Origin of the sequence: Accumulibacter sp. (assembly GCF_036625195.1) — a bacterium.
Classification (GTDB): Bacteria; Pseudomonadota; Gammaproteobacteria; order Burkholderiales; family Rhodocyclaceae; genus Accumulibacter.
The window spans coordinates 2,957,063-2,975,687 of sequence record NZ_JAZKUG010000001.1 but is presented as its reverse complement, the minus strand read 5'-3'; the positions used below and the strand labels follow the sequence as shown (position 1 = coordinate 2,975,687).

At 67.9% G+C, this 18,625-nt stretch carries 13 protein-coding genes; 8 read left to right on the top strand and 5 right to left on the bottom strand.

Features of this window, described 5'->3' with window-relative positions:
- Positions 1-7: 7 nt before the first annotated feature.
- The 6 genes from V5B60_RS13205 to ppk2 all read left to right on the top strand — a co-directional run bounded on the left by V5B60_RS13205 (position 8) and on the right by ppk2 (position 10,415).
- The gene (locus tag V5B60_RS13205; protein WP_332347493.1) at positions 8-1,393 is read left to right on the top strand and encodes a malonyl-CoA decarboxylase; all 1,386 of its coding nucleotides are present in this window, start codon (positions 8-10) and stop codon (positions 1,391-1,393) included.
- Positions 1,394-1,443: 50 nt separating this feature from the next.
- Entirely contained in the window at positions 1,444-1,917 is a 474-nt protein-coding gene (locus V5B60_RS13200) for a VOC family protein (RefSeq protein ID WP_332347492.1), read from the top strand.
- 239 nt (positions 1,918-2,156) lie between these two features.
- On the top strand, positions 2,157-5,603 hold the full coding sequence (locus tag V5B60_RS13195) for a bacteriohemerythrin (protein WP_332347491.1): 3,447 nt from the start codon (positions 2,157-2,159) through the stop codon (positions 5,601-5,603).
- Entirely contained in the window at positions 5,600-8,011 is a 2,412-nt protein-coding gene (locus V5B60_RS13190) for a sensor histidine kinase (RefSeq protein ID WP_332347490.1), read from the top strand. Before V5B60_RS13195 ends, V5B60_RS13190 begins: the two co-directional genes overlap by 4 nt.
- Positions 8,008-9,072, top strand: a complete 1,065-nt coding sequence (locus tag V5B60_RS13185) for an HD domain-containing phosphohydrolase (protein WP_332347489.1) — start codon at positions 8,008-8,010, stop codon at positions 9,070-9,072. The genes V5B60_RS13190 and V5B60_RS13185 overlap by 4 nt, the downstream gene beginning before the upstream one ends.
- 275 nt (positions 9,073-9,347) lie before the next feature.
- A complete protein-coding gene (gene ppk2 / locus V5B60_RS13180; RefSeq protein ID WP_434735331.1) occupies positions 9,348-10,415 on the top strand; it encodes a polyphosphate kinase 2 in 1,068 nt (355 codons plus the stop codon).
- A gap of 135 nt (positions 10,416-10,550) precedes the next feature.
- Here ppk2 and V5B60_RS13175 read toward each other — a convergent pair whose 3' ends face one another.
- On the bottom strand, positions 10,551-10,976 hold the full coding sequence (locus V5B60_RS13175) for a cache domain-containing protein (protein ID WP_434735378.1): 426 nt from the start codon (positions 10,974-10,976) through the stop codon (positions 10,551-10,553).
- A gap of 264 nt (positions 10,977-11,240) precedes the next feature.
- Here V5B60_RS13175 and V5B60_RS13170 point away from each other — a divergent pair, with 264 nt between their 5' ends.
- A complete protein-coding gene (locus tag V5B60_RS13170) occupies positions 11,241-11,675 on the top strand; it encodes a hypothetical protein (protein WP_332345299.1) in 435 nt (144 codons plus the stop codon).
- A complete protein-coding gene (locus tag V5B60_RS13165; RefSeq protein ID WP_332345952.1) occupies positions 11,629-12,597 on the top strand; it encodes an ISKra4 family transposase in 969 nt (322 codons plus the stop codon). Before V5B60_RS13170 ends, V5B60_RS13165 begins: the two co-directional genes overlap by 47 nt.
- 94 nt (positions 12,598-12,691) lie before the next feature.
- Here V5B60_RS13165 and V5B60_RS13160 read toward each other — a convergent pair whose 3' ends face one another.
- From V5B60_RS13160 to V5B60_RS13145, 4 genes are all read right to left on the bottom strand, one after another.
- Positions 12,692-13,447: a helix-turn-helix domain-containing protein gene (locus V5B60_RS13160; RefSeq protein ID WP_332347487.1), complete on the bottom strand. Its 756-nt coding sequence runs from the start codon at positions 13,445-13,447 to the stop codon at positions 12,692-12,694.
- 111 nt (positions 13,448-13,558) lie between these two features.
- Positions 13,559-14,467, bottom strand: coding sequence for an efflux RND transporter periplasmic adaptor subunit (locus tag V5B60_RS13155; protein ID WP_332347486.1), 909 nt, complete (start codon positions 14,465-14,467; stop codon positions 13,559-13,561).
- 3 nt (positions 14,468-14,470) lie between these two features.
- Positions 14,471-16,480, bottom strand: coding sequence for a preprotein translocase subunit SecA (locus tag V5B60_RS13150; protein WP_332347485.1), 2,010 nt, complete (start codon positions 16,478-16,480; stop codon positions 14,471-14,473).
- On the bottom strand, positions 16,473-18,620 hold the full coding sequence (locus tag V5B60_RS13145) for a PqqD family peptide modification chaperone (RefSeq protein ID WP_332347484.1): 2,148 nt from the start codon (positions 18,618-18,620) through the stop codon (positions 16,473-16,475). Before V5B60_RS13145 ends, V5B60_RS13150 begins: the two co-directional genes overlap by 8 nt.
- Positions 18,621-18,625 lie beyond the last annotated feature (5 nt).

The window sequence follows — 18,625 nt, the reverse complement described above, 5'->3', positions numbered from 1 at the left end:
GAATGAGATGGCAGAAGGTATCGTGGTTCGCGGGCTGCGCCGTGTGCGCACGCTGCTCGCCGAAGGTGGTGCCGCCCGCGGCCTCGCGGGCAAGCAGCTGGTGCAGGTGCGCGCGCTGCTGCATGAGTGCGCCAGCGGCGTCGGTGGCGAGATCTCGGCCAGGCAACGCGCCGCCCGTCTCGCCGGCGCGTACCAGCATCTCGACGACGAGGGGCGGGCCACCTTCCTGCGACTCGTTGCCACCGAGTTCGGACCCGACCCGCAGCGCGTCGCCGAGGCGCATGCCGGCTACCAGGCTGCCGTCGGCAGCGACCAGCAATGGGCGGCCGAATCGGCGCTGCGCAATGCCATGCGTTCGACGCGCCTGCGCATCCTGACGCAGTTCAACGCCCTGCCGCAGGGCGTCAAGTTCCTCGTCGACCTGCGCGCCGACCTCCTGCGCTATGCAACGCAGGATCCGGCGCTGCGCTCGCTCGATCGCGAACTCGAATCGCGGCTCGGTGCCTGGTTCGACGTCGGTTTCCTGGAGCTGCAGCGGATCACCTGGAACTCACCGGCCGCCCTGCTCGAGAGACTGATCGAGTACGAAGCGGTGCATGAGATCCGTTCGTGGAGCGATCTCAAGAACCGCCTCGACTCCGACCGCCGCTGTTACGCCTTCTTCCATCCGCGCATGCCGATGGAGCCGCTGATCTTCGTCGAGGTGGCGCTCGTCGATCGCTTGGCCGACAACGTGCAGACCCTGCTCGACGAGCACGCGCCGGTGTTCGACGCGCAACGCGCGACCACCGCGATCTTCTACTCGATCTCGAATACGCAGGCCGGCCTGCGCGGTGTCTCGTTCGGCAACTTCCTGCTCAAGCGGGTGGTCGACGACCTCAAGCGCGATTACCCGCGGCTGGTCAGCTTCGCCACCCTGTCGCCGTTGCCGACTTTCCGTCGCTGGACCGAGAAGAACCCAGAGGCTTGGGCAAAAGCGTTCAGCGCCGCCGACCTCGAACGGATCGGACGCCACCTGCCGGCGGACACCCTGCCACCAGCAAGCGCCAGCGACCTGCAGAGCCTGCTCGCCGACAGCCGCTGGAGCCAGGACCCGCGCCTGACGCGCGCCCTGCAGCACGGGCTGCTGCGTCTGGCGGCGCGCTACCTGCTGGCGACGGCCAAGGGCGGCCGCCCCTACGACCCGGTCGCCCGCTTCCACCTCGGCAATGGCGCCCGCATCGAGCGCCTCAACTACCTGGCCGACACCTCGCCGCGCGGCCACAAGCAGTCCTACGGCCTGATGGTGAATTATCTGTACGATCCTGATACCATCGAAGCCAACGTCGAAGCGTTTTCGCGCAGCGGCGAGATTGCAGCCGCTGCAGCCATCCGTCGCTCTGCCCGTGACTGAGATCCCGCGGCCGGAGCGTCTCCTGTTCCTCTCTCGAGAAAGTACAGCACATGAGCCAACGTCCGTTCAAGGTCCTCGGAATCCAGCAAATCGCCATTGGCGGTCCCGACAAGATGAAACTCCGGCAGCTCTGGGTCGACATGCTCGGCCTCGAAATCACCGGCAACTTCGTCAGCGAGCGCGAAAACGTCGATGAAGACATCGCCGCCATGGGCAAAGGCCCGTTCAAGGTCGAAGTCGACCTGATGCAACCGGTCGACCCGGAGAAGAAACCGGCCGTCCACGCCACGCCGCTCAATCACGTTGGCCTGTGGATCGACGACCTGCCGAAAGCCGTCGAGTGGCTGACGGCGAACGGCGTCCGTTTCGCGCCGGGCGGAATCCGCAAGGGTGCCGCAGGCTTCGACATCACCTTCCTGCACCCGAAAGCCAGCGCCGAATTCCCGATCGCTGGTGAAGGCGTCCTGATCGAGCTGGTGCAGGCGCCACCTGAGGTCGTCGAGGCTTTCGCCCGCATCGCCTGAGCGACGCACGCGGCCGGCAGGCGCCTGCGCGGCAACTGCCGGCCGGCGGCAACGGACGACCGTCGCCGCCGCAGCGCTCGCCCGCCACTGCGCCGCCCAATCCCCGTCCCAATCCCAGCCCCCTTTCCCGTTCGCCAGCCGCCGTTCGCACGTCCTGCCGCACTGGCGCCCCACCAGATCCGACCACGACGCCAGCCAACCGACGGCTGCGCATCGGCGAGCCGAGCGCTCCTCCGGGAATGCAGCTCAAGTTTTCCTCGCGGCTGCCGTTGACCCGGACGTACCCTCCTGTCCTCATCCAGCCGATGACCCGCAGCGCCCTGCACGCCGTCGACTTCCTGCCGTGGAACGAGAGCTTCGAAACCGGGCTGCCAGCGGTCGACGCGCAGCACCGCCGCTTGGTGCGACTGATCAACGCCCTCGCCACGCATGTCGCCTTCCGAACGAACGTCCCGCAACTCGAGGCGATGTTCGACGAACTCGCCGCTTACGCACTCCACCACTTCGCGACCGAGGAGGCCGTCTGGCGGCAGCACCTCACCGACGACGAAGCCGAGGTCCGCCATCGACAGGTGCACGCCAGCTTCGTCGACGAGCTCGCGCGCCTGCGCGGGCGCTGGCAGACGAACCGGACCGCCGGCGTCGCCGAAGAGTCGATGGCCTTCCTCGCCCGCTGGCTGATCTCACACATCCTCGAGGACGACCGCTACATGGCGTGCCTGGTGGCGGCGCGGCGCTCCGGTCACGGCGGGGATGAAGCGCGGCGGCACGCGGACACGCAGATGGCACGGCACGCACGGGCGGTCGCCGACGTCGTCCTGTCGATCAGCGCGACGCCGGCCACCAACGCGATGCACCTGGTTTCCGAGGTCACCGAGCTGCGCCGCGTGCAGGCCGAACTGCAACGCGCCAGCGAGAACAATCGAGCCCTGCTGCGGGCGGCCAGCGACGGCGTCCATGTGCTTGACGGCGACGGCTGCATCGTCGAGGTCAGCGATTCCTTCTGCGCCATGCTCGGCTGTTCGCGCGACGAGGTCATCGGCAGCCACATTCACTGCTGGGATGTCCGTTGCAGCGATGCCGACGGGCTTGCCCTGCTGCGGCGCGAGCTCGCAAGTCCCTCGCGGCGCGTGCTGCAGACCCGCTATCGGCGCCAGGATGGCAACCTGATCGACGTCGAGGTGAGCGGGGAGCCGGCCACGATCGACGGCGAGCGCCTGCTCTTCTACTCGGCGCGCGACGTCGGCGATCGCAAGCGGGCGGAGAAAGCGCTTGCCGATGAACGCCAGCGCCTGGCCGATCAGCTCCGTTTCACCGACGGGCTTCTGAACACGATCCCCAACCCGGTCTTTTTCAAGGACGAGAACGGCCACTACCTGGGCTGCAACAGCGCCTTCGAGAGATACCTCGGCATCAGCCGTGCTGAGCTGATCGGCCGCTCGGCCCACGACATCGCTCCTGCCGCACTTGCCGACAGATATCTGGCGGCCGACCGTGCCCTGTTGGCGCAGCGCGGGACACAGACCTACCAGGCGACGGTTGCCCACGCCGATGGTTCGCTGCGCGATGTCATCTTCAACAAGGCGACGTTCAACCGCGTCGATGGCGCCCTCGGCGGACTGGTCGGCGTCATGCTCGACGTCACCGATCTCATGCAGATGAAAGCGGTGGTGCAGCAGCAGGCGGCGTTCACCAATTGCATCATCGACGCGATGGTCGACGGCATCGCCGTCTGCCATGAGATCGCGACGCCACCGCTGCTTCGTTTCACGGTCTGGAATCCGGTGATGGAGAAACTGACCGGCTACGGCATGGACGAAGCCAACGACCTGGGCTGGCAAGAGGTCCTGCGGGTGGACGGCGAACGACCGGAAGAAGCGCTGCGGCGTGCCGAACGCGTTCGCAGCGGCGAGCATCTGCGCGGCGAGGAGTGGACGATCCGCCACCGCGACGGCACGCAGCGGACGCTGCAGGTGCAAAGCACCTTCGTTACGCCGCCGAGCGGTGGCGTTCATCTGCTTCTGGTCCTGCGCGACGTCAGCGCGCGCAGGACCGCCGAGCAACTCGTGCGGCAGCAGCGGGATCTCGCGCAACGCTATCTGGACACGGTGCAGAGCCTGATGCTGGCGCTCGATGCCGACGGCCGGATCACGATGATCAACCGCGCCGGCCGCGAGTTGCTCGGCTATGCCGAAAGCGAGCTGCTCGGTCGCTGCTGGTTCAGCACCTGCCTGCCACAACCGCGGGGCATCGAGCAGGGCCTGCCGCTCTTCCGGCGCATCATCGCCGGTGCGGCCGACGCCGATCTGTCGTCCGAGGACAGCGTCCTCTGCCGCGACGGCTCGCAACGGCTGATCGGCTGGAAGACCGGCCCTCTGCTCGACGACGCCGGGCACATCGTCGGCACGCTCAGCTCCGGCGCCGACATTGGCGAGCGCAAGGCGATCGAAGCCGAACTCGAGCGCCATCGAGCCGATCTCGAAACCCTCGTCGCGCAGCGCACGGCCGAGCTGTCGCTGGCCAAGGACGCTGCCGAGAGCGCCAACCGGGCCAAATCGGATTTCCTGTCGAGCATGAGTCACGAACTGCGGACGCCGATGAACGCCATCATCGGCTTTGCCCAGATGCTCGAGTACGACGGTGACCTGAGCACCGACCAGCAGGACAGCGTGCACGAGATCCTCAAGGCGAGCCGCCACCTGCTCGATCTGATCAACGAAGTCCTCGACCTCGCGCGGATCGAGGCGGGACGAGTCGACCTGTCGCTCGAGACGACCGCCATCGCGGCCGTCGTCGATGATTGCCGACACCTCATCGAACCGCTGGCGCAGGCCCGTGGCATCGGGCTGACCATCGATGTCCCCGCCGCTGCGGCGGTGTGCGCCGACCGGGTGCGCCTCAAGCAGGCGATCCTCAACCTGCTGTCGAACGCAGTCAAGTACAACCGCGACAACGGCAGCATCCATATGGAGATCAACGAGCAAAGCACGGCGGCCGGACTGCGCCAGCGCATCAGCGTCACCGACAGCGGCGTCGGCATCGCTGCCGCGCGCCTCGCCGACGTCTTTCAGCCCTTCACCCGCCTGCAGGGCGAGGAAAGCGGGATCGAGGGAACGGGCATCGGCCTGACGATCACCAAGCGCCTGGTCGAACTGATGGGCGGCGAGATCGGCGCCGAAAGCGAGCCAGGCGTCGGCAGTCGCTTCTGGATCGAACTCCCCGCCGCGATCCTCGGTCGCCAGGACAGCGCCCAAGACGGCGGCGGCGTGCAGGAGGCAACACCGGCGGCCGGCGATGAACAGCGCGTCCTGTGCATCGACGACAACCCATCCAACCTCAAGCTGATGACCCAGATCCTCGGCCGCCACGGCAAGCTGCGCCTGCTCACCGCGCACGCACCGCAGCTGGGAGTCGAGCTGGCGCTGGCGCACCGGCCCGATCTCATCCTGCTCGACATCAACATGCCGGACATGGACGGCTACGAGGTCCTTGCCGTCCTGCAGGAGAACCCGGCCACCTGCCGCACACCGGTCATCGCCATCACCGCCAACGCCCTCGCCCGCGACGTCGAACGCGGCCGCGCGGCGGGCTTTCTCGACTATCTGACGAAGCCGATCGACATCGCCGCCTTCCTGCGCGTCGTCGACCAGGCGCTGGAGGATCAGCGATCGGCACGCCCGGAGTGAGTCCGGAAACGCCGCCGGAGGTCAGCGATGGGGTTGCGATGCGACCGGTCGTCTGGTCATTGAAGACGCGCATCACCACCCTGACGCTGGCGCTGTTCCTGCTCGCGATCTGGTCGCTGACCCTGTACGCCACGCGCAGCCTGCGCCAGGACATGACGCACCTGCTCGGCGAGCAGCAGTTCTCGACGACCTCGATCATCGCCGTGCAGCTCAATGCCGAACTCGATACGCGGCTGCAGGCCCTCATCCAGGTTGCCGGCGAGATTCCTCCTGCCCTGCTCGGCAAGCCGGCCGAGCTGCAGCGATTCCTCGAACAGCGTACGACCTTCCAGCAGCTGTTCAATGGCGGCACGCGCATCCGCGACGGCAATGCCCTGACGCTCGCCAGCGTTCCCTACCTGCCGCAGCAGATCGGCAGCAGTTACGCCGACCGCGACTACATGGTCGCCGCCCTCAGGGAAGGTCGGGCCAGCATCGGCCGGCCGGTCATCAGCCGATCGCTCGGTTCTCCGGCCATCGCTCTGGCGGCGCCCATCCGCGGCGCCGGCGGCGAGGTCATCGGCGCGCTGAGCGGGGTCATCGACCTCGGCCAGCCGAACTTCTTCGACCGCATCGTCGACCAGCGCTACGGCAGGACCGGCGGTTACCTGATCATCGCGCCACAGCACGCACTCATCGTCACCGGCACCGATCGCTCGCGCACCATGTCGCCGATGCCAGCGGCCGGCGTCAACCGCAACCACGACCGCTTCGTCGGCGGCTACGAGGGCTATGGTGTCGCGCTCAACTCACGTGGCGTCGAGGAACTGGCTGCAGCGAAGCGAATAGCGGTCGCCGGCTGGTTCCTGGTCAGCGTGCTGCCGACCAGCGAAGCCTTCGAGCCCATAGTCGCGCTGCAGAAACGGGTGCTGCTGGTGGCGCTGGTGCTCAGCCTGCTCGTCGGCACGCTCGGCTGGTGGTTCCTCAGCCGCATGTTGCGGCAGCAGTTTGCGCCGATGCTGGCCGCCTCGGCACTCCTTGCCGACATGTCGCACGCCGCCGGCCCGGTCCCGAAGCCCCTGCCGACGGCGGCTGCGGACGAGGTCGGGCAACTGATCCGCAGCTTCAACCTGCTGCTCGAATCGCTGGCGCAGCGCGAGGCCGCCCTGCAGGAGAGCGAGCAGCACTACCGTACGCTGGCCGACGGCGGTTCAGCACTGATCTGGACCTCTGGCAGCGACCGGCGGGCCAACTACTTCAACGAGCCATGGCTGCGCTTCAGCGGCCGCTCGCTGGCAGAGCAGGTCGCTGCCGGCTGGGCTGAGGGGATTCACCCGGAAGACCTCGATGCCTGTCGACGCAGCTACGACGAGCACTTCGAGAACCGCCAGCCGTTCCGCATGGAGTATCGTCTGCGTGCCGGCGATGGCGAGTACCACTGGATCGAGGATGCCGGCAATCCGCGCTTCGATCGTACCGGCGAATTCATCGGCTACATCGACTTCTGCCAGGACATCTCCGAGCGCAAACGCGCGTCAGACGAACTCGAACAGCACCGGCACCACCTCGAAGCGCTGGTCGCGGCGCGAACTGCCGCCTTGGCCGCGGCCAAGGAGGCTGCCGAGTCGGCCAATGCGGCGAAGACCGAGTTCCTCTCGCGCATGAGCCACGAACTACGGACACCACTGAACGCCATCCTCGGCTTCGGCCAGCTGCTCGCGATGCCTGGCGATACCCCGCTGTCGGCCGGGCAGAGCGACAGCGTGCAGGAGATTCTCCGTGCCGGCCACCACCTGCTCGAACAGGTCAACGAAGTGCTTGACCTGGCGCGAGTCGAAAGCGGCCGGATCGAGCTGACGCTCGCGGCGGTGCCCCTGGCACCGGTCGTTGCCGAGTGTGTGGCGCTCGTCCGGCCGCTTGCCGAGGCGCGCGGCATCCACATCGCCAGCGCGATCGACGACGTGGTACTGCTGGCCGACGGCAGCCGCCTGAAACAGGTGATCCTCAACCTGCTCTCGAATGCCATCAAGTTCAACAGCGAGCAGGGAACGATCGATATTGGCAGCGTGCGCCGCGGCGGCCGAGTGCAGGTCGCCGTTCGCGACAGTGGCCGTGGCATCGCCGGCGAGCATCTGCCGCGCCTGTTCCAGCCTTTCGAGCGACTGGTATCATCGTACGATGGTGTCGAGGGCACGGGCGTCGGGCTGGCGCTGACGCACAGGCTGCTGACGGCGATGGGAGGCACGATTCGCGTTGACAGTGAACTCGGCGTCGGCAGCACCTTCAGCTTCGAACTGCCGCTGGCGGACGCCAGCGACCAGACAGCTGTTGTCCCGGCGGACGATGTCACCGCCAGCCCGGACTCCCCGCAGCCGTCGCTGAGGCACCACGGGCCTGCGCTCGACACGACCAACCCGGAGGGAGCATGAACGAGCAACTGCGCAACCAGGCCCGCATCTTCATCATCGACGACGAACCGGCGAATCTGAAGCTGCTGGGCAAGATGCTCGGCAGCCGGAAATACCAGCAGCTGGTGGCCATCCAGGATCCGCGCCAGGTGCTCGAACGCTATCGCGCCGGACGCCCTGACCTGATCCTGCTCGACATCAACATGCCGCATCTCGACGGCTATCAGGTGATGGCCCAACTCAAGGCGCTCGACGACCCGCTGCTGCCACCGATCGTCATCCTCACTGCCCAGCACGGTCGCGAGACCCTGCTCAAGGCGCTCGCTGGCGGCGCGCGCGATTTCATCGGCAAGCCCTTCGACATGGCCGAACTCCTGATGCGCGTCAACAACCTGCTCGATGCCCACCTCGCACACCGCATGCTGCATGATCAAAAAGGCATTCTCGAAGAGATGGTGCGCATCCGCACCGATGAACTGACCCAGACCCGCCTGCAGGTGGTGCGGCGACTGGGTCGCGCGGCCGAATACCGCGACAACGAGACCGGCTACCACATCCTGCGCATGAGCGAGTACTCCGCCCTTCTCGCTCGCCGCCTCGGCTGGAGCGACGCGGCCAGCGACCTGATGCTCAACGCCAGCCCGATGCACGACATCGGCAAGATCGGCATCGCCGACGCCGTCCTGCTCAAGCCCGGCCAGCTCGATGCGGACGAAATGGCGATCATCCGCACCCATCCCGAGATCGGTGCCAGCATCCTCGCCGGCGACGAATCCGATCTTCTCCGCCTGGCCCGGACGATCGCACTCAGCCACCACGAGAAATGGGATGGCAGCGGCTACCCCGCCGGCCTCGCCGGCCTCGCCATCCCGCAGGCCGGACGCATCGTCGCCGTCGCCGACGTCTTCGACGCGCTGACCTCGCGCCGCCCGTACAAGAGAGCGTGGCCGGTCGACGAGGCGGTGGCCTGGGTCATCGGCAGCGCTGGCAGTCATTTCGATCCCGAGGTGATCGGCTGCTTCCAGGCACATCTGCCGGAGATCATCGCCATCCGCGATCAGCATCAGGAACCGCAGGACTGAGCGCAAGCGAAGCCATCGATGCAACACTTCCTTTGCCGCATGCTCATCATCCTTGATTTGAAAGTCGCGTCCGCGGCTGGCGTTCCGGCCACGGCACACGCACGGCGCACGCGCCTTTGGCAGGACGACCGATGCACCACACGTTTCGTGCAGAAAATCGTCCATTTCTGCGGATAAATGTACGATAATGTCGCCCGCGAACGTTTCGAGCGCAAACTTGCAGGCAATTGTGCCGGCACTGCACGAGTGCAGTCAGCCACATGGAGGAGGTGTCAATGAGTGAACTGAAACCGACCAACGAGGAAGCCGTGACCGCGACCGCGAGTCCGGTGGCGAGCGAGAGCGGCGGTCACGAGGTTGCGGTGCCCGCAGCTGCGGCCGCTCCGGCAAAGGCCACGGGCAAGGCTTCGGCACGCGCTGCCAAGGCTGCGGAGCAACCGGCGGAGAGCAAGCCGGCCAAGGCGAAGAGCCCGAAGAGCGCGAAGAGCGCGAATGCGAAACCCGACACCGCGGCTGGCTCATCGACGCCGACGGTCGGCCTGGGCGAAGTCGTACCCGTGCGCAAGCCGAAGATGGACGCCAAGACCTATGAGAAGGCGCTCTCCAAGCTGCAGATCGAGCTCGTCAAGCTGCAGGAGTGGATCAAGTTCAAGAAGCTCAAGGTGGTGGTGATCTTCGAAGGTCGCGATGCCGCAGGCAAGGGGGGCTGCATCAAGCGCATCACCGAGAGCCTGAGTCCGCGCGTCACGCGCGTCGCCGCACTGCCGGCGCCGACCGAGCGCGAGGCCACGTCCTGGTATTTCCAGCGTTACGTGCAACATCTTCCCGCCGGTGGCGAGATGGTCCTCTTCGACCGCAGCTGGTACAACCGGGCCGGTGTCGAGCGGGTCATGGGCTTCTGCACCGAAGAGGAGTACCGCGAGTTCCTGCGCACCTGCCCGGAATTCGAGAGAATGCTGGTGCGCAGCGGCATCATCCTGATCAAGTACTGGTTCTCGGTCAGCAACGAGGAGCAGGAGCGCCGCTTCCAGAAGCGCATCTTCCATCCGGAAAAGCACTGGAAGCTGAGCCCGATGGACCTGCAGTCGCGTGCCCGCTGGGTCGAGTACTCGAAGGCGAAGGATGCGATGTTCGCGCACACCGACATCAAACAGGCGCCGTGGTACGTGGTCAACGGCGACGACAAGATGCGTGCCCGCCTGAACGTCATGACGCACCTGCTGAACATGATCGACTACGAGGACCTGACGCCACAGCCGATCGTCCTGCCGCCTCGTCAGGACGAGGGTGGGTACGTCCGCCCGCCGCTCTCCGACCAGACCTTCATTCCCGAGATCTACTGACGGACACCGTGCGACAGCGCGTGTCACGCAGCCACGAGCAACAAGAAACCCCGCCGCAGCGGGGTTTTCTTGTTGGCCATTGCGACACAGGACGCGGCATCCGGAGATGCCCGTGCCGCGCCCTCCTCCGCTACGTTACTTGTAGTAGCCGACGGCGCACACCTGGTCGCCGATACGGGTGACGTAGGCGACCTTGACCACCGGATCGGTCTGACCCAGGCGCGGCCACATGTAGGTCACCTCGCTGATCGTCCCCTCCTTGGCGGCAGCATACACCTCCTCACCGAGCGGCTTGCCGGCCTTGTCCTTGAGCCCCTTCAGGCTCTGGCCGACGAGGGTCGGATGCGCCGTGAAATTGCCGTCGGGACCGCCGCAGTAGGGATACAGATCACGATCCTTGAACCCGCCCTCACCCTTGGTGAACATCACCAGCGCCTTCGCCTTGTCAGCCTTGACGGCAGCGGCGGCCTTGTCCAGCATGGCTTTCGCCTCGGCGGGCGTTCCGTACTCTGCGGCCAGGGTACTGCCGGCGAAACCCAGAAAAGCGGCGGCAGAAAGCATGGCCAGTTTCTTGCGTAGCATCGTAACCCTCCTTGTCAGGTTGTCACGCGGCGCCCCGGCCAACGACCTGTCCGAGTACCGCGTGCGAGAGGCAAGTCCCCCCGCGCGGCATGGTAGCGGAAAAATGCGGCTCAGGGGCGGCCGGGTGCAATCGGAAGTGCGACTGACGCCGGGGCGAGGTGGTTGGCGGTGGCATTCGGCACTAGACAATTGGGCGGAGGTGGGGTAAATAGTGATGGGTTACTTCACCTTGGAGCGAGACCCATGACAGAAAGGTGGTCGGAAATGGAGGGGCGACTCAAGCCGAGTCGGGGTTTGGAAGAGCGGTTTAGAGATCATCCCGAGCTCCAAGCCAAGATCGAGTCGTTGCTGGCGGTGGTCGAGAATGCGGCCGGCGATGTTGAGAAGGCGGCGGAGGCGGAGCGGCGGGTGACGGAGGAATTGCGGCAGTTGGGCAACGAAGCGTTGCACGGCTGGGCGCGACGGCAAGCGCAGCGGAAGGAAGAAGAGGTGGCGCAACAACCGGGCGTGCAGCGGAAGGAAAAAAAACGTCTATTGGCAGACCCGGTACGGACAGATCGAAGTAGCGGAGCAGGTCTTCCGGCAAGGGACGCGCGGGCCGGAGATCCGGCCATTCACGCGTTCGGCGGAGGTGGTCTGCCGGGGCTGCTCGGAGCCGCTGCAGCGAGCGATCGTTGATTTCGGGGCGGACGCGCCCGCGGCGCGCATTCCGCAGAAGCTGAAAGAGCACTACGGTATCGAGGTGTCCGCCAGTACGTGCTGGCCGATCGTCTTGCGGCATGCCGCGACGATCGACGAGCGCCCGAAAGCGGCGGCAAAAATCCCGGCACGAGACGGCGTAGAGCAGTTGATCGGCGAGATCGATGGGAGCATGATTCCCGTCGTGGAGACGGCCGAATCGGACGACCAGAGCGCGAAAGTGGACCGCCGCAAGACCCGCCGGGTGGGCTGGAGGGAAGCGCGTTTGAGTCTGGTCCATGCGCCGGGCTCCGTCACCCCGGTGTTCGGCGCCACCGTGGGCCCGCCCGACCAGGTCGGAGAGACGCTGTTGCGCACGGCGGTTCAGGCCGGACTGGGGCGTAAGACCAAGGTCCATGCGGTCAGCGACGGCGCCGCATGGATTGCGGATCAGGTGAGTGAGCAATTCGGACTGCAAGGCCACTTTCTCGTCGATTTCTACCATGTCTGTGACTACCTGACGGCCGCAGGGGACACGATCGCCGGCACGGCGGCGAGGGCTTGGCTGGAAACGCAGAAGGATCGGCTGAAACAGAACCGCCTCCAGGACGTCGTCGAGGAACTGCAGCGATTCGTCGAGGACGACACCGTTCCCGATGCCAACGCCCCGGTGCGCGCGGCGCATCGCTATCTCACCAATCGCCCGGGACAGTTCAACTATCAAGACGCGCTCGTGGCCGGGCTGCCAATAGGGTCCGGCGAAATCGAAAGCGCACACCGTTACGTCATCCAGGACCGTCTCAAGCGGGCCGGCGCTTGGTGGAAACTGAAAAACGCCAAGCACATGCTGGCGCTGCGTGTCTGCCGCGCCAACCAGGAGTGGGACCGCTATTGGCAGTCCACACGTCAACAGGCCGCCTGATCCACAGTCGCACTTCCGATTGCACCCGGGGCGGCCGGCATCGCTCGCGCCGCCGCGCGGTGGCGGCCCGCCCAGCCCCTGCCGCTCCCCTGCATCACGCCGTGCCTTGGTCGTTCGGCTTGCCGGCGCGCCGCGCATGTCGCGCGCGCAAGGCCATCGCCATCTCGAAAGCGGCTTGCGTGAAGCTCAGGATCTCGGCGAACTCCTCGTCGCTCAGCGCGCGCGCCTCATCATTGCTGCGATAGAGATTGACGAACTGATGTTCGCGCACGGTCTGCAGCACCAGCCTGCCGACACCCAGTGCCTCGAGGGTCTGCCACAGCTCGGGGTTCGATGCCCGCGTGAAGCGCATGACGAAACCAACCGGGTCGTTGCGGCCAAATACCGCCGCCAGGCGCAGGATCAATTCGAAGGACAGGGCCAGGCGCCCATTCTCGATCGCCTCGATCAGCGTCGGATCCTTGAGGTCGATCGCCTGGCCGACTTCGGCGATCGTCAGCCCGGCCGTCTCGCGCACGGCGCGCAGTGCCGCGCCCGTCTTCGCCCACGCAGCGGTATCGCCGACGCCGGGCAGCACGGCGCGCACCACCTCGCTCGCGGCATCGATCGGATGGCCCTCCTGCAATGCCCGACCGACCTTGCCGGCAGTCTGCAGCGCCCGACCGGCAACGACCGTCGCCGAACTGAGGTCGAGCAACCTGCCGGCCATGGCGCGCACCTGGTCGACGATTCCGGGTTCGCTCGCTGGCGGCGCGGCAGGCACCGCCTCCTCCGGCGCCGTCTTCGGTGTGCTTCGCTTGCCAGCCGATCCAGCCTTGCGTCTTCCTGGTGATGCGGGCGGGGTACTCATGGTGATCGTCTCCTGATGGGCTGCCGGCCGGAATGCCGGCATCGCGGACATGGACAACCGCTACAGTACAGGCGGCAAGGCAGCAGGGGCAAGCGGCATCGCCGCAGCGAACTACAGAGACCTCGCCGGCGACGTCGCCCTCGCCGGCGGCGTCGCCGGTTGACGCGCGGCCCCGGCGCCGGCCGCAGCACCGGCCGGGCGACCGCCGACACCGGCGATGCTCGCCTTGCACTTGATCCCGGCCGGCAGCTTCAGTCCCGGATTGGCCATCTCGAGGCGGACGCCGAAGGTGCCGCTGGCGGCGTCGTGGACGCGGTCGATGACCGTGACCTTGGCCGCATGGCGGCCGCCGACCGGCGCCTCGGGCAGCACCTCGACGGTCTGGCCGAGCGCCAGCTTGCCGAATCCCTCGATCGGCATCAGCACCTCGACGAACAGCGTGCCGATGTCGGCCAGGCGCAGGATCGGCTTGCGCAGGTCACGGTTGTCGGCCAGTTCGCCGGCGCTCAGCAGCCGGTCGACGACGATGCCGTCGACCGGGCTCTTGACCGTCCGCAGGCGCAGTTGTTCGGACAGGCGGCGATGCTCGATCTCGGCCAACCGGCGGTCGTCGCGCGCCTCGACCAGCTCGGACTCGGCGAGCCGCTTCTCGGTCAGCGCCTCGTCGCGGTCGTGCAGCGAGATGAACGACTGCCCGGCGAGCTTCTCGCGCCGGTTGTACTTGGCGGTCGAGAACTCGACCCGGCTCTCGGCCGTGCGGACGCGGCCCTGCATCGTCGACCGGTAGCGGGCGGCCTCGGTCGCCGCCCGTTCGACGCCCGAATCGAGCGTCACCAGCACCTGCCCGGCCTTCACCATGTCGCCGCGATCGACCCAGATCTTCTCGATCAGACCCTCGCTCGCCGCCCGCACCTCGACCGTCCGGCTCGGCTCGATGATGCAGTCGAACTCGCCGGCCAGCGCCGGCGCGGTCAGGAACGTCAGCAGCACGCTGCCACCGACCCGCAGTCCCCTCTTCATCGCCTACTCCCCTCTTCCGGCAAAGGCCAGAGATTGCTCCACCCGCTGGTCCTGCTCCATCGTCTGCCGCCGGATGCGCGCATTCTGCCGCTCGGCGGCGCCCTGCGCCAGGCGCCGCAGCAGCCGCCCGAGCGCCGGCGGCAAGACGCCGTCCGCCGCCGCGCGCGCGCGCAGCCAGCCGAGCCATGGCGCGGCATGGGCGACGAACAGCTCGTCGTCGAGCGCGACGATCGCCTCGCACGATCCCGGGTCGCCCTGTCGGCCGGCGCGGCCGAACAGCTGCCGGTCGATGCGCGCCGCGTCATGGAACTCCGACAGGATGACGTGCAGGCCGCCGGCCGCACGCACTTCGTCACTGAGCACGATGTCGGTCCCGCGCCCCGCCATGTTGGTCGCGACGGTAATCCGCCCGGGCGTCCCCGCCTGCCGGATGATCTCGGCCTCGTGCGCGTCCTGGCGCGCATTGAGCACCTCGTGCGGCAGCCCGGCCGCCAGCAGCCGCTGACTCGCGACCTCGGAGGCCGCCACCGAGCGGGTGCCGATCAGCACCGCCCGCCCACCGGCGCGCATCTCGCCGGCGCGCGCGACGACCGCCGCCCAGCGCTGCTCGCCGTCGCAATACACGCGCTGCCCGAGGTGACGGCGGATCATCGGCTCGTTGGTCGGGATGGGGACGACGTCGAGCGCATACACCGAACGCATTTCCGGCGCCACCTCGGTCGCCGTTCCGGTCATCCCGGCAAGGCAGAGGTAGCGGCGGAAGAAGCGCTGGTAAGTGATGCGCGAGATCGTGTCGCGCCGTTTCGAGAGGTCGAGCCCTTCCTTGACCTCGAGCATCTGGTGCAGGCCGCGTTCCCAGGAACGGTCGGGCAGCACGCGGCCGGTGTACTCATCGACGATCTGCAGCTTGCCGTCGGCGATCAGGTAGTGGCGGTCGAGCTGGAACAGGTGCCGCGCCGACAGCGCCTGCTCGACGAGTTCCTCGCGTGCGCGCGCGATGGCCCACAGGCCGGGCAGACCGCGGGCGAAGTCGGCGACCGCGCCGCGGCCGGCCTCGCTCAGTTCGATGCTGCGCTCGTGGCGGCGCAGCCGGTAGTGCTCCTTCGCCGCCAGACCCGCAGCGAGCGCCAGCGCCTGCTCGTAGAGCGCCCGTCCCTGCGGGTCTTCGCTGTCGCTCGAGATGATCAGCGGCGTGCGCGCCTCGTCGATCAGCACGCTGTCGGCCTCGTCGACGATGGCGTAGAACAGCCCGCGCAGCAACGCCGGCGCCGCGGCGCCGTGCCGCGCGCCGGCCAGCCAGCCGTCGACGAGGGCGCGACTGGCGCTGCGGCGGCGCTTCTGGCTGATGCGGTCGCGCAGGTAGTCGAACACCAGATCCTTGTTGACGCAGTAGCTGACGTCGCAGGCGTAAGCGGCGACGCGCTCGTCACGCTCCTGCCCGGGGACGACGAGGCCGACACGCAGGCCGAAGAAACGATAGACCGGTGCCAGCAGCTCGGCATCGCGCCTTGCCAGGTAGTCGTTGACGGTGATCACATGCACCGGCGCGCCGGCCAAGGCGACGGTCACCGCCGGCAGCACGGCGGTCAGCGTCTTCCCCTCGCCGGTCTGCATCTCGGCCAGCTTGCCGTACAGCAGCGCCTGCCCGCCGAGGAGCTGCACGGGATAGTGACGCAGGCCGAGCAGCCGCGTGCATACCTCGCGCACGAGCGCGAAACACTCGACGACCGCCGCCTCGCCGAGACCATCGCTCGCCAGCGGCAGGCGGACGGCGGCGGCGCGGCGGCCAAGTTCGCCGTCGTCGAGCGCGGCCAGCTCGTCGCCCAAGGCCTCGACGCGTGCCACGAACCGCCGCCCGCGCTGCCGGCGCAGCGACGCGCCGCGCGGCGCCCAGCGCCCGCCGAGACGACCGAGCAGGCGATCGAAACGGTTGTCGCGCAGGTCGCCGCGCTCGGGGTACAGCCCGGGGGCGAAGGCATGCACCTGCCAGCCGGCGAGCAGCGCCCTAGACATCGAAGCGCGCCAGGAAGAGTTGCCGCAGCCGGCGTCCCCACTGCCGCGCGAGCGGCTCGGCGTGGTGGTGGAAACGAACGAAGACGCGGGTGCCGATCTCCGGGCTGCCGACTTCCGGCGGCAGTTCGAGGTCGAACTGGAACAGCCGTTGCAGCGTCTTGAGGCCATCCGGGTCGCGCGGGTCGGTGGCGTGCGGGCCGCCGCCGGCGAGCGACAGCGCCTTGCTCGGCAGCTGCTCGTGACCGCCCGGGACTTCGCGCAGGAGCTGCGCCGGATAGGTGCGGTCGAGGCGATCGGCGAGCTTGACCTCGACCTGCGTGCGCCGTTCGCGAACGAGCGCGATGTCGTCCTGGCCGACGACCACCCGGACCAGTCGCGGCGGGCCGCTGACGATGTAGCCGAGCAGCTCGCCCTGGCGGACGAAGCGCCCCGGCAGATCCTGCGCGCGCGCGAGCTTCAGCCGGCCGGGCAGACCGGCGACGACGAGCAGGGCGTCCAGTTTCTCCTCGGCGCGCGCCAGCGTCACCCGCTCGCGCTGCAGGTCTTCCTGGATCGCCGCCGCCTGCGCGCGATCGTCGAACATCAGTGCGGCGTACTGCACCGCGTACTGGCGCAGGCGCGCCCGGCTCTCGGCGGCCTGCGCGTCGAGCGCCGGATCGGCCGTCGCCAGCAGCGGGTCGCCGCTGCCGACCACTTCGTCGGGGGCGACGAACAGGTGCTCGACGAAGCCGTTGGCGGCAGCACGCACCTCGGCGTTCTCGGGCACCCAGACGACGCCTTCGGCATGGGTGCGCAGCGGCAGCGGCACGCCGAGGACGAAGAACAGCAGCAGCGCCAGCCCGCCAAAGGTGATGAGACGGGCACGGGTGCGCGTGCGCTGCACTTCCGGGCTCGACAGCACATACGACAGCCCCTTGGCGAGCGGCCGCAGGAACATCGTCGCCGCCGCCCAGATCGCCAGCACGACGCCGATGAAGAAGAACTCGCCGGCGATGAAGAGGATGATCGCGATCATCACCAGCGTGCGGTAGACGAACGACGCGGCGCCGTAGAAGAGGAACCAGCGGCGCTCGCCCGGGCTCGCCAGCGGCCGCTCGAGGTGGGTGATGCCAAGGAGGTAGCGCTTGCCGAGCCACTGCCAGTACTGGTTCGAGCGGTTGCCGAGGTTGGGAATCTCGATCAGGTCGGCGAGCACGTAATAGCCGTCGTAGCGCAGCAGCGGATTGCCGTTGAAGAGCAGCGTCGAGGCGCCGGCGACGAGGACGACGTTGAAGGCGATCGAGCGCAGCAGGCCGGGTTCGACGACGACCCAGAGGAGCATCGCGATGCCGGCGAGGAAGAGTTCGACGAGGATGCCGGCAGCGCCGACCAGCGCCCGTCGCCATTTGCTGCGAAAGGCGCCGGCGGCGCTGGCCTCGACATAGGGGATCGGCGCCAGCACGAGCAGCATGATGCCCATCTCGTGCACTTCGCCACCGCCGGCCTTGACCGCATAGCCATGCCCGAGTTCGTGCAGGCCTTTGAGCAGCGGGTAGATCAGCCAGAGCAGCACGAGGTTGTGGGTGGCCAGCAGTTGGTCGCTGAGGTTGGCGGTCAGTTCGTGCCAGTGCACGCCGGCGAGGACGATCGCCGGCAGGACGACGAGCAGCCAGAGGACGATGCCGGGGCGTCCGGCGAGCGGCTGCAGAAGCGGCCAGGTGCGCGCCAGGAAGGCGTCGGGGTCCCACAGCGGAATGCGGATCGACATCGGGTTGATGACGCTCTGCAGGAGTTTCTGGCGTTTCTGCTTGCGCCCGCGTTCGCCGAGTTCGTCGACGTCGGGCGGCAGGTCGGCCTGCAGCAGGTCGCCGGCGTGCAGTTGCGCGAGCAGCCGGATCACCTCGTCCTGCGTCGGCGCGTCGGCACCGGCCTCGGCCGCGACCTGGTGCCAGATGGCGTCGATCGTCCGCTGCCCGTCGAGCAGGCGGACGACGCGATAGGCACCGGGGCTGAAGCGGTGCAGCTTGCCGGCGGCGGAGTCGTGCAGGACATACCACGGCTGGCCGCGGAAGCGCTGCCGCTGCACGCGCGCGTGTGCGCGCAGCGCGGGCCGCAAGCCGGCGACGCGGTACCACGAGGCGCTGAGGAAGGGGCCCGCCATGCGCG

What these genes read in the sequence shown, in the direction of transcription:
- V5B60_RS13205 (WP_332347493.1), top strand. Translation starts at nt 8, where the DNA reads ATGGCAGAAGGTATCGTGGTTCGCGGGCTGCGCCGTGTGCGCACGCTG.
- V5B60_RS13200 (WP_332347492.1), top strand. Translation starts at nt 1,444, where the DNA reads ATGAGCCAACGTCCGTTCAAGGTCCTCGGAATCCAGCAAATCGCCATT.
- V5B60_RS13195 (WP_332347491.1), top strand. Translation starts at nt 2,157, where the DNA reads ATGCAGCTCAAGTTTTCCTCGCGGCTGCCGTTGACCCGGACGTACCCT.
- V5B60_RS13185 (WP_332347489.1), top strand. Translation starts at nt 8,008, where the DNA reads ATGAACGAGCAACTGCGCAACCAGGCCCGCATCTTCATCATCGACGAC.
- ppk2 (WP_434735331.1), top strand. Translation starts at nt 9,348, where the DNA reads ATGAGTGAACTGAAACCGACCAACGAGGAAGCCGTGACCGCGACCGCG.
- V5B60_RS13175 (WP_434735378.1), bottom strand. Translation starts at nt 10,976, where the DNA reads ATGCTTTCTGCCGCCGCTTTTCTGGGTTTCGCCGGCAGTACCCTGGCC.
- V5B60_RS13170 (WP_332345299.1), top strand. Translation starts at nt 11,241, where the DNA reads ATGACAGAAAGGTGGTCGGAAATGGAGGGGCGACTCAAGCCGAGTCGG.
- V5B60_RS13160 (WP_332347487.1), bottom strand. Translation starts at nt 13,447, where the DNA reads ATGAGTACCCCGCCCGCATCACCAGGAAGACGCAAGGCTGGATCGGCT.
- V5B60_RS13155 (WP_332347486.1), bottom strand. Translation starts at nt 14,467, where the DNA reads ATGAAGAGGGGACTGCGGGTCGGTGGCAGCGTGCTGCTGACGTTCCTG.
- V5B60_RS13150 (WP_332347485.1), bottom strand. Translation starts at nt 16,480, where the DNA reads ATGTCTAGGGCGCTGCTCGCCGGCTGGCAGGTGCATGCCTTCGCCCCC.
- V5B60_RS13145 (WP_332347484.1), bottom strand. Translation starts at nt 18,620, where the DNA reads ATGGCGGGCCCCTTCCTCAGCGCCTCGTGGTACCGCGTCGCCGGCTTG.